Source organism: Helicobacter sp. T3_23-1056, from assembly GCF_053654535.1.
Genome location: NZ_JBSIUU010000069.1, coordinates 1 through 1,764 on the forward strand (window position 1 = coordinate 1; position 1,764 = coordinate 1,764).

Sequence of the window (1,764 nt, forward strand, 5' to 3'; positions counted from 1 at the left end):
GGATTTTGTCTTGTAATTCGTTGATTTTGTCCATTTTTTGTCCTTTTGTTTTGTTTGACTTTTTTAGTCATTTTAGCTAATATTATTTTGTAGTTTGTTGCTTTTGAGAATCTGCCAAAAGCGTAAAATCATTAGCGTTAATCTTAATGGTTTCAAGCTCCGCTAGTTCGTTATACAAAATTTTCCCTCCCTCTTTAATTTTATTTTTTACATTATTTAAAGATTTTGGCGCGTTGCTAGTGATTACCCATTCCCCATTTTTATTCCTAGAAACACTTGTAAAAAACTTCTTTTCCTTAAAATCTTTTACAAAAATCAATGCTCCATCGTTTTGTTTGATGATTGTGTTTGGATTCTCAAGCGTGGGTTTTATCCTGTCTAAATACTTAATTCTATGGTTTGCTTCTAGCTTAAACAATGAGCCGATTTTTAGATGTATTTCATCTGCACCATTTTGAGATAAAATATCTCTTATTTTTGGTTGAAAATTTGGCAAAAAATCATCATTAAGTGTTTTTAGTCCAAATTCTTTTATCCATTCTTGTGCCAAATCTTTGCGCACTATGTGGCTTTTTCCCTCACTATCTTTTAGCAGATAATCGCCATTTTGATTTTGTTTGATTTGCATTGTATTTTGTCCTTGTGGATTTTGTGGCGTGATTTTATCAAGTTTTGGATTTTGATTTGACATTGTAGCTAAATTTGCATTCTTTGTTTGTGTGGTTTGATTTGCCGTTATATCGTTATTTTGCACAATGTTAGAGTGGCTATGTTTTTGCTTGATTCTCTCTAGCAAGGCTTTTGCTTTTGGGTTTGTTTGTGCTTTTTTGGCTAAAAATTGCAATGACTTACTGCCTAGCACACCGCTTGCAAAACCTAGCGCGAAATTCTGCGGGCTAAAGCCTGTTGCGTTGCCATTTTCATCATACTCTACCCCTGCTATGCTTCCCCCTAGCACGCCTCCCCCTAAAGTCGCATTTGCGTGGTAAATGTTTGGATTGCTAGAATCAAATGTGCCTTTATTTGTTATGGCTTTGATTTGATTGCTATCAAAAACGACAATACAATTTTTTTAAGTTGTCTTGAGCTTTTTTATTTTTTTTAATGTGCTTCATATTTTATGTTTCTCCCCCTTTTGATTTTTTTATTTTTGATTTTATTTTCATTTCACAAAAGCAAATTTTAAGTTTATTTTGTTTATAGTTGCATTTATTTTTTACATTTTGCTTGTGAATCTTATTTTCTTAAAATGCTAGACATAATGAGAAAATCATATTTTCAAGAATCCAAAATGTGCTAAAAGTTTTTGTAAAGATTATGTAAAAAGGGGTTTGAAATGGACACACAAAAATCTAACTATCGATATTTGAAAGACGGCAAATATAGGGCATTAAAATATGGTGCGTTATTTTTGTTTGGCATTTGGAGTATGGTTTTTGTAAATACTGCATTTGCTTCTAGCGTTGCCAACAACGAGAGAGAGAGAGAGAGAGTAACTCCCGCGCAAAATCTTTCTAGCTACAAATCGTCAAAATATCAGACTTACAAAGAAACCTCCGTCATTACGGATAATGACTCTGCTTCCGTCATTGTAAGCAAAGATTCCACTTCCATCATTGCGAGCGAACGCAGTGAGCGTGGCAATCCACAATGCAATACAGCAAACATAGATTGCCACGAAAATCCTAGCGGATTTTCTCGCAATGACGATAAGAGGGTGGATTGCCACGAAAATCCTAGCGGATTTTCTCACAATGACGGAAA

2 protein-coding genes are annotated in these 1,764 nt (G+C 34.1%); one reads left to right on the forward strand and one right to left on the reverse strand.

From position 1 onward, the window contains the following. Positions 1-82 precede the first annotated feature (82 nt). Complete coding sequence (locus ACWIUO_RS13655) at positions 83-958, reverse strand: PBECR2 nuclease fold domain-containing protein (protein ID WP_454178437.1); 876 nt, start codon at positions 956-958, stop codon at positions 83-85. A gap of 378 nt (positions 959-1,336) precedes the next feature. On the opposite strand from ACWIUO_RS13655, the gene ACWIUO_RS13660 reads away from it, so the two are divergent. Further along, positions 1,337-1,764: hypothetical protein (locus tag ACWIUO_RS13660; protein ID WP_454178438.1), on the forward strand; the 428-nt coding region annotated here is incomplete at its 3' end.